Here is an 8,419-nt window from a genome sequence, read left to right as displayed (position 1 = left end):
TCGTCCGCACCCGGCTCCTCAGCGCCTGGCTCCTGGGTACCGGGCTCCTCGGCGCCGGGCTCCTCCGGGGCAGGCTCAGCATCGGGCTCCGCCGGGGCGGGCTCCGTGCCGGGCTCGTCCGCGGCCGTCGGCGACCTCGTCGCGACGCTCGACCTCGTGGCCGGCCTGAGCCGCGTGACCGAGGGGCAGGCCGTCTCCGTCTGGCGCGTGTCCCCCGAGGACGGGCCGGCCCCCGGCTGGGCCCGCCTCGAGGAGGGCGGCATCACGGTGCGGGCGCTGCCGTCGGCCGGGACGCAGGTGCGGGCGGAGCTCGCGGCGGGCGGCGCCGACCGCGTCGTCGTGCTCGCCGAGGCGGCCGCGCGCGGCTGGCACGCCACGCTCGACGGGCGCCGCCTCGACCCCGTCCCGCCGGACCGGACGTCCGGCCTCCAGGCGTTCGTCGTCGGCGCGGGCTCCGGCGACCTCGTGGTGCGCTACGAGGCGCCGCACCGCACGGCGTGGCTCCTGGTCACGGCGTTCACGCTCGTCGTGTTCGCGCTGCTGGCGCTCCCCGTCGGACGCAGGAGGACGCGATGAGCCGCAGGACCCTGACCGTGCCGCCCGTGGCGCGGCGCACCGCAGCGGCCGTGGGCGGCCTGCTGTGCGCGATGGCGGTCGCGGCGCTCGCGGTCACCGACGGGACGGTCGGCCCCGCGCCCGTCGCGCAGGCCCCCGCGGACGCGCGCGCCGTCCCCGTCGCCGCGGCGGAGACCGCGCTCGTCTGCCCGGTGCCCGCGAAGCTCGACCAGCCCGACGTCGGGGACGACGAGTTCAGCTCGACGCCGGTCGCGACCCGCTCCCGGCTGGCCGCAGCGGTGCTGGGGGCCGACGGCACCCCGGAGCTGGCGACACCGGGCGGCGGGGCGGCCGAGGAACTCGTGGGGCCGCTCGAGACGGGGGGCGAGGCGGCCGTCGTGGCGGGCGACCTGCCCGGCCCGCGCCTGCTGCGCGTCACGCCGGGCGGCGCGACGTACGCCGCCGGTACGGTCAGCTCGGTGACGACCGCGGGCGACCTGCGCGGCATGGTCGCCGGACCGTGCACGCAGCCGGCGGTCGAGCACTGGCTCGTGGGCGGCGGCACCGCCGTCGGGTCGAGCGGCCGGCTCGTGCTGCAGAACCCCGGGCGCACGCCCGCCACCGTCGCCCTCGAGGCGTGGGGCGCCACCGGCCCGGTCGCGCTGGGCAGCCAGGCGGTCGTCGTCGTGCCGCCGGGCGAGCAGGTGGTGACGCTGCTGGAGGCGGTCGCGCCCGACCAGGGCCGGCTCGCGCTGCACGTGACCGCGGAGGGCGGCCGCGTCGGTGCGTACGTCCAGCACCACCGGATCGAGGGGATCCTGCCCGCCGGCGCGGACCTCGTGACCCGCGGCAGCGCCCCCGTGCCGACGACGGCCGTGTCCGGCGTGGTCAGCACGGGCGAGGCGGTCGACGACGCGCACGCGCCGCGGCTCGACCTGCTCGCGCCCGGCGACCGCCCCGGTACGGCACGCCTCTCGGTGCTCGGGGCCGACGGCCCCGTGCGCCTGCGCGGCGGCGAGGAGGTGCCGCTCGAGGCGGGCCGGGTCACGACGGTGCCGCTCGGCGGGCTGCCCGAGGGCGCGTACACCGTGGTCGTGGACGCGGACGTGCCGGTCGTGGCGGGGGCCGCCGTCGACCGGGAGGGCGAGCCGGCGCAGGACGCGGTCGTCGACGGCGACCCGTACGACCGGGCGTGGCTGAGCGGCCAGGCGGCCGACGGCGTCGTCGCGGACGGTGCGGTCGCCGTGCCGCCGGACGCGTCGTTCGAGGTGACGCTCGCCGGCGTGCCGGACGACCGGGACCCGGAGCGGGTCGACGACGCGTCGGGCACCGCGGCGGTGGACCTGCGCGGCATCGGGCCCGACGGCGCGGAGGCCTGGACGCGGACGGTCGAAGTCGGGGCCGGGCGCACGGTGCTCCTGGACGACCTCGGGAAGCCGGGGGAGACCGTCGCCGTGGTCGCGGAGCAGCACGCGGGCGGGCCCGCCGTCGTCTGGTCCGTGACCCTCGCGGACGCGGACGACGACTCGCTGTTCTCCGTGCTGGCGCCGTCCGCCCCGCTCGCGGCGGGCGACGAAGTGCGCGTGCGGCGGGTCGACGTCGTGGGCTGAGCCCGGCCCTCAGGACCGGTCGCCGAAGTGCGGGTCGATCTCCTCGGGCGTGCGCGCCAGCAGGTGCGCCACCTGTTCGACCACGACGTCGCGCACGAGGTCGGCGAGGTCGTCGGCGTCGATCGCGCGCACCTCGACCGGGCGGCGGTAGACCACGACGCGCCCGGGGCGCCCCGCCTCCGCGGGGAAGAACCGGCCGAGCGGCACCCCGCCGTCCTCCCACGGCGCGGGGTCGGACGGCGGCACGTCCTCGACCGCGAACTCGGTGCCGCGCAGCTGCGCGGCCCACGTGTGGTCGAGGTCCTCGACCACGTCGAGCACGAGGTCGTCGAACCGCTGCGCGCGCGTCCGGTGCGCCGGGGTGCCGGGCGGGAACAGCGGGCCGCGCATGCCGCGCCCGCGACGGTCCCTGCGGCGCGGACGGACCCCGTCGCCGTCGGGCGTCGCGGCCAGCCGGAGCAGGTCGGCCTGGAGGGCCTTGGGGATGCCGGGCGTCTCCGCGCCGGGTGTCGGAGCGCCCGCGGACGAGCTGCTCGCGCTGCCGGGCCCGCGGCCCGATCGCCGGTGACGACCACGAGGTGAGAACGGAGGCACGTGTCCGACGATACGTCGGATCCGCCCCCGCCCGCCGGACCCGCCAAGCGGTGGGCGTCAGGGTGAGATCTGGTCCCTGCGCCGAGATCTGGTGGCGCACGACCAGATCTCGGCACGGGGACCAGATCTCAGCCGCCGGCCATATCCGGCGTGTTCGCCACGTCGTGCCCGGTCAGGGCGTAGTCTCGGCGCGTGAGATCGGTGAGACAGTGTTCGCGCTCGGCCTGCACCAGTGCGGCCGTGGCGACGCTCACGTACGTGTACGCGGACTCGACCGCGGTCCTGGGTCCGCTGGCGCACCTGGCCGAGCCCCACAGCTACGACCTGTGCGCCGAGCACGCCGAGCGGCTGACGGCACCGCGCGGGTGGGAGGTGGTCCGCCTCATGCCCGAGTTCGAGGACGCCGGGCCGAGCCCGGACGACCTGTCGGCGCTGGCCGACGCCGTGCGCGAGGCCGGGCGCGCGCGCCGCCCCGCCGAGCCGCCGACGGTGACCGAGACCGCGCGCCGCGGCCACCTGCGCGTCCTCCGCGCCGACGACGCCCCCCAGTCCTGACCCGGCCCCACCACTCAGCGGGTCAGCGGGTCACGGGACCCAGGCGCAGACCGCGTGGCCCGTCCCCGACAGGGTGAGGTTGCCGGCGTCGTGCGGGACGAAGACGGAGTCGCCGTGGGCCAGGCGCTGCGGGCCGTCCTCCGCCCGGTCGGCGGCGAGCACGAGGTCGCCGTCGAGGCACAGCACGATGCGCGGGCCGGTGGAGGGCAGGGACACGGGCTCCGCGGCGTCGACGTCGGCGGTCGTGAGGGCGAACTCCGTGACCGGCACGCGATAGGTGTGCACCTGGCCGCGGCTGCCCGCCGTGGTCACCTGGGGCGTGAACGGCTGCTGCGGAGCGAACTCCGTGCACGCCACGAGGTTCTCCTCGTCGACGAGCTTGGTCGTCAGCCCCGCGCGCAGCACGTTGTCGGAGCTGGCCATGATCTCGATGCCGAGCCCCGACAGGTAGGCGTGCACGACGCCGGCCGGGGTGAACGCCGCCTCGCCGGGCTCGAGCGAGAACCGGTTGAGCATGAGCGACGCGATCGCACCCGGGTCGCCGGGGTGCTGGTCGGCGAGGTCGATCACCGTGCGGTCGGCGCGCTCGAACGGCGAGCCCGCCGCCAGCCGTGCCCGCACCGAGTCGAGCGTGGCCTCGATGTCCGCGGCGCACTCCTCCTGCGATCGGGCGGACAGCAGGTGGTTGAACGCGGCGCGCATGCCGTCGTGGCCGCGGTCGCGCAGCAGGGCGGCCCGCACGCCCTCGACCAGCTCGCCGTCGAGGCCGTCGAGCACGTCGAGGATGGTGCGCGGCGTCCGGAACCCGGCGAGGCCCTCGAACTGCGACAGCGCCACGACCATCTCGGGCTTGTGCTGGTCGTCCTTGAACGAGCGCTTCGGCGACGTCAGGGGCATGCCCGCCTTGTTCTCGCGCGCGAAGCCCTCGCGCGCCTGCCGCGGTGACGGGTGCACCTGGAGCGAGAGGGCCTTGCCCGCGGCCAGCACCTTCATCAGGTAGGGCAGGCGCGGGCCGAACTGCTCCGCCACGCGGTGGCCGAGCGTCTGCACGGGCGCCTCGGTGACGAGGCGGTCGAGCGCCACGTGGTCGTCCTCGACCACCGTGACCGACGGCGCGCTGGCATGTGCGCCGAGCCACAGCTCCGCCTGCGGCTGCCCGTCCGGCGCGGTGCCGAGCAGGTGCGGGATGGCATCGACGGACCCCCAGTCGTACCGCTGGATCGTGTTCGTCAGCGGCAGAGGGGCATGGAACTGGGCGACGGCAAGCACCGCGCAAGGATAGCCCGCACGTGTCCGCCAGGTTCCCCGCTCGCTCGCGTACGCTGGCGGCGTGGCTCTCGACCTCAGCAGGATCATCAAGGCGTACGACGTCCGCGGACTGGTGCCGGAGGAGCTCTCGCCCGCCGTGGCCCGCGCGGTCGGCGCGGCCTTCGCGCGGGTCGTGGTGCTCCCGGAGGCGACGGGCGACGCCCGTCCGTCCGTGGTCGTCGGACGCGACATGCGCGACTCCGGTCCCGCCCTCGTGGACGCCTTCGCCGCGGGCCTGACCGCCGAGGGCGTCGACGTCGTGCGCATCGGCCTGTGCTCGACCGACGGGCTCTACCACGCGTCGGGCGCGCTGGGCCTGCCCGGTGCGATGTTCACCGCCAGCCACAACCCCGCGACGTACAACGGCATCAAGCTCTGCCGCACGGGGGCACGCCCCGTGGGCGAGTCCACGGGCCTCACGGAGATCCGCGAGGTGGCGCAGGCCCTGCTGGACGGCGGGCCGGAGACCGGGGCCGACGCAGAGGTCGGCCACGTGACCGACCGCGAGACCCTGGGCGACTACGCGCGGTTCCTCCGCGGGCTCGTCGACCTGTCCGGCAACCGCAGGCTCAAGGTCGTGGTCGACGCCGGCAACGGGATGGCGGGCCTCACCGTCCCCGCCGTGCTCGGCACGGCCGCGGGCCTGCCGGAGCTGCCGGTCGACCTCGTGCCCGTGTACTTCGAGCTCGACGGCACGTTCCCGAACCACGAGGCCAACCCGCTGGAGCCGGCCAACCTCGTCGACCTGCAGACCGCCGTCGTCGCGAACGGCGCGGACATCGGCCTCGCGTTCGACGGCGACGCCGACCGCTGCTTCGTCGTCGACGAGAAGGGCGTGCCGGTCTCGCCGTCGGCGATCACGGCGCTCGTCGGGCTGCGCGAGGTCGACAAGGAGAAGGCGGCGGGCCGGGTGCCCGCCGTCATCCACAACCTCATCACGTCGCAGGCCGTGCCGGACCTGCTCTCGGCCGCCGGGGCGCGCACCGTGCGCACGCGCGTCGGCCACTCGTTCATCAAGGCGGAGATGGCCGCGCACGAGGCGGTGTTCGGCGGCGAGCACAGCGCGCACTACTACTTCCGCGACTTCTTCTACGCCGACACCGGCATGCTGGCCGCGCTCCACGTGCTCGCCGCGCTGGGCACGCAGGACCACGCGATGTCCGAGCTGAGCGAGATGTTCGAGCCGTACGTGGGCTCGGGCGAGATCAACTCGCGCGTGGCGGACGCCGCGGCGGCCACCGAGCGCGTGCTCGACGCCTACCGCACGGCCTACCCGGGCATCGCGGTCGACACCCTCGACGGCGTGACCGTCTCGCACTGGGACGCGCACCCGCAGTGGTGGTTCAACCTGCGGGCCTCGAACACCGAGCCGCTGCTGCGGCTCAACGTCGAGGCGGCGGACGAGGACATCATGGAGAAGGTGCGCGACGACGTCCTGTCGCTCGTGCGCGGCACGACCACCGAGGGAGACGACGCGTGAGCGCTGACCGGACCACGACCCCGGAGGCGGCCCCCGAGCCGACTCTCGAGCCCTGGGTGCGGGAGATCCTGCGCTGCCCGGTGACGGGCGCGACGCTCGTGGACGGCACCGGCCCCGGCGGCGAGCCGGAGCTGCACTCGACCGACCCGGAGCGCCCGCTGGCCTACCCGGTGCGGGACGGCATCCCGGTGCTGCTCGCCGACGACGCGCGCGAGCTCTGACCGCGCGGGCTCGGACGACGGCGCGCCCGGCCTCCCCGGGGGTGCACCCTCACGCCGCGCTGATCCGGAGCAGCCACGCCGACGGCACGCTGCCCGCCGTCGTCCTGCCGCCCACGCGCGCCCTGATCTGGTCCGCCTTGCCCGTGAGCGTCCGGGTGGTCCCGTCCGGGGCCTTCGCCACCAGCGTCTTCACCTGGCCGCTGGACCAGCGGGCCGCGACGCGGATCGAGGCGACCTCCTTGCCCGCGTCGTCCAGGCCGAAGAGCCGCTGCGCCTGCACCTGGCTGAGGTTGCGTCGCCAGCGGACGTGGCCGTTGCCCGGCGCCACGGCCGAGTAGCGGTCGCGGACGGACCGCTCGTAGGGCACGGCCGACGACCACACGTCCTCCGACCGCGCGGTACGCCACCCGAACGAGGACGCCGACGAGCTCCCGCCGGACGACGAGTAGTAGTGGGCCGTCACCGGCCGTCCGCCGTACGTCAGCACGCTGCCCCGGGTGAGCGCCGTCGTGGTCGAGTCGACCGCACGGCGCCAGTACCCGCTGGACGGTCCCGACGCGTGCTTCCAGCCGGAGAACTGCTGGTCCCGCACGTCGTCGACCACGTGGCAGCGGCAGGTCCGGTTCCAGCTCTCCGACCGCAGCACGGCGTACGACCGGGCGACGACGGCCTGCGCGCGCAGCGCCTCCTGGCCGCCGTCGGCCCCCCAGGACGCCGGCATCTCCGCCAGGCCGTAGAGGTACTGCGTGTTGAGCCGCAGCCGGTTCACGACGTTCGGCGTCCCCTGCGACGCCGACAGCAGCAGGCGCCCGTAGCGGTAGGAGCCGTGCGCGCCCCCGACGCTCACCGTGGCGGGCCCGGCCTTCGGGCGGTGGTACGGCGTGCCCGCCCACTGGAGCTGGAGCTGCCGGTGGCGGTGCAGGACGCCGTCCGGGGTCCGGACCAGCACGGAGCCCTTCGACGTCGAGACGCTCATCGTGCCCGCACGGCCCGACGCGACGGTCCGGTCGCCGGCCCGCAGCCGCCACGGGCCGCCGCGCACCGTGATCGTGGTCGGGCCCGCGTCGCCGTACGCGGAGGAGCCGGAGGGGTCCGGCCCGTAGACCTGGACGTCGATCAGCGTCCTCGTCGTCGCACGCTGCGCCGCCGTGCCACGGTAGTAGTGGGCGAGGATCTGGGTGGTCGAGTACCCCCGCCGGGACATCTCGTACGCGCCGTACTGCGCCATCCCGACCCCGTGCCCGAACCCCGACCCCTCGACGACGAAGAAGTCGGGCACCGCGGCGCTCGCGGTGGTGGGCGCCGCGACGAGCGTGCCGGCGGCGAGGAGGGCGGCGAGGACGGGGGCCACGAGACGGGGCGCACGGCGGTGCGCGGGGCGGTGCGCGGGGCGACGGTGCCGGGGCGCTGTGCCGGGTCGAGCGTGCATGGCGATCTCACTTCCACGTGCGTGCCGTCCACCTTGCCTCAGGTGCGGGCGGTCGGCACCCGGGCGTCGCTCGGCCGCGCCCTGGTGCGGCTGCCGGGGTGCGTGGGTACCGTCGAGCGATGAGGCCACCGGCGCGGCACCTGATCTCGGCATCCCTCACGCTCGTGCTCACCGCCGGTGGCGTGCTGCTCCCGGTGGTCGACCTCCCGCTGCCGGAGGCGGCGGCCGTGGAGCCCGAGGTCGAGCGCGTGCCGCTGACGGGGGTGGACGCGGCGGCGCGGCGCGACCCGTCCGCGCTGCGCCCAGCCGGCGGCCACGGCGAGGCGCACACGTCCGGGGAGCGAACGGGCACGCTGTCCGCCGACGCCACCCCGCCCGGCCGCCTCGCCGCCCTGAGCCCGCGGACCGCCACCCTCGGCTTCCTCGTCGCGGGCGTCACCTGGGACGCGGGCTCGGCCGAGGAGGTCACCGAGGTCGCGCTCCGCGTCCGGGAGGGCGGGCGGTGGGGTCCGTGGCGGTCGGCGGGGGTCGAGGAGGTCGGGCCGGACGGTGCGGAGCCGGTCGGCCGTGCGGGTACCGAGCCGTTTCTCACGCGGGGTGCCGACGCGGTCCAGGCGCGCGTGCGCACGCTCAGCGGACGGGCGCCGGCGGGGAGATCGGAAGAGCG

General features: G+C 76.3%; 8 protein-coding genes and 2 pseudogenes. 6 read left to right on the top strand and 4 right to left on the bottom strand.

Features of this window, described 5'->3' with window-relative positions; translation table 11 throughout:
* Positions 1 to 576 (top strand): annotated as a pseudogene (locus HLB15_RS20920) (hypothetical protein); the annotation flags it as partial.
* Positions 573 to 2,165, top strand: a complete 1,593-nt coding sequence (locus HLB15_RS20915; protein ID WP_171108279.1) for a DUF5719 family protein — start codon at positions 573 to 575, stop codon at positions 2,163 to 2,165. The pseudogene HLB15_RS20920 and the gene HLB15_RS20915, both read left to right, overlap by 4 nt.
* Positions 2,166 to 2,174: 9 nt before the next feature.
* Here the strand turns inward: HLB15_RS20915 and HLB15_RS20910 are convergent, their stop codons facing one another.
* Both HLB15_RS20910 and HLB15_RS24620 read right to left on the bottom strand, forming a co-directional pair.
* Positions 2,175 to 2,759 (bottom strand): metallopeptidase family protein, encoded by a 585-nt coding sequence (locus tag HLB15_RS20910; protein WP_308424935.1) that lies wholly within the window; start codon positions 2,757 to 2,759, stop codon positions 2,175 to 2,177.
* A gap of 128 nt (positions 2,760 to 2,887) precedes the next feature.
* The gene (locus HLB15_RS24620; protein ID WP_268240999.1) at positions 2,888 to 3,013 is read right to left on the bottom strand and encodes a hypothetical protein; all 126 of its coding nucleotides are present in this window, start codon (positions 3,011 to 3,013) and stop codon (positions 2,888 to 2,890) included.
* Here HLB15_RS24620 and HLB15_RS20905 point away from each other — a divergent pair.
* Positions 3,000 to 3,314 carry a DUF3499 domain-containing protein gene (locus HLB15_RS20905; RefSeq protein ID WP_229785428.1) on the top strand — a complete coding sequence of 105 codons (315 nt, stop codon included), beginning with the start codon at positions 3,000 to 3,002 and terminating at the stop codon, positions 3,312 to 3,314. The two genes, HLB15_RS24620 and HLB15_RS20905, sit on opposite strands and share 14 nt — an antisense overlap.
* Positions 3,315 to 3,344: 30 nt before the next feature.
* On the opposite strand, the gene manA is transcribed toward HLB15_RS20905, so the two are convergent.
* Positions 3,345 to 4,583, bottom strand: coding sequence for a mannose-6-phosphate isomerase, class I (gene manA, locus HLB15_RS20900; RefSeq protein WP_171108275.1), 1,239 nt, complete (start codon positions 4,581 to 4,583; stop codon positions 3,345 to 3,347).
* Positions 4,584 to 4,644: 61 nt separating this feature from the next.
* On the opposite strand from manA, the gene HLB15_RS20895 reads away from it, so the two are divergent.
* Together HLB15_RS20895 and HLB15_RS20890 are read left to right on the top strand one after the other, a co-directional pair.
* The gene (locus HLB15_RS20895) at positions 4,645 to 6,102 is read left to right on the top strand and encodes a phosphomannomutase/phosphoglucomutase (RefSeq protein ID WP_171108273.1); all 1,458 of its coding nucleotides are present in this window, start codon (positions 4,645 to 4,647) and stop codon (positions 6,100 to 6,102) included.
* Positions 6,099 to 6,323 (top strand): Trm112 family protein, encoded by a 225-nt coding sequence (locus HLB15_RS20890; protein ID WP_171108271.1) that lies wholly within the window; start codon positions 6,099 to 6,101, stop codon positions 6,321 to 6,323. Before HLB15_RS20895 ends, HLB15_RS20890 begins: the two co-directional genes overlap by 4 nt.
* A gap of 49 nt (positions 6,324 to 6,372) precedes the next feature.
* Here HLB15_RS20890 and HLB15_RS24380 read toward each other — a convergent pair whose 3' ends face one another.
* Complete coding sequence (locus tag HLB15_RS24380) at positions 6,373 to 7,674, bottom strand: SpoIID/LytB domain-containing protein (protein ID WP_171108269.1); 1,302 nt, start codon at positions 7,672 to 7,674, stop codon at positions 6,373 to 6,375.
* Between the two features lie 197 nt (positions 7,675 to 7,871).
* On the opposite strand from HLB15_RS24380, the pseudogene HLB15_RS20880 reads away from it, so the two are divergent.
* Positions 7,872 to 8,419, top strand: a pseudogene (locus tag HLB15_RS20880) (hypothetical protein); the annotation flags it as partial.

It is taken from the genome of Promicromonospora citrea, from assembly GCF_013004695.1.
In the GTDB taxonomy this organism is placed as follows: domain Bacteria; phylum Actinomycetota; class Actinomycetes; order Actinomycetales; family Cellulomonadaceae; genus Promicromonospora; species Promicromonospora citrea.
This window is presented reverse-complemented; position numbering and strand designations above follow the sequence as displayed.

Coding starts and splice junctions, on each gene's coding strand:
- HLB15_RS20915 (WP_171108279.1), top strand. CDS start 573: ATGAGCCGCAGGACCCTGACCGTGCCGCCCGTGGCGCGGCGCACCGCA.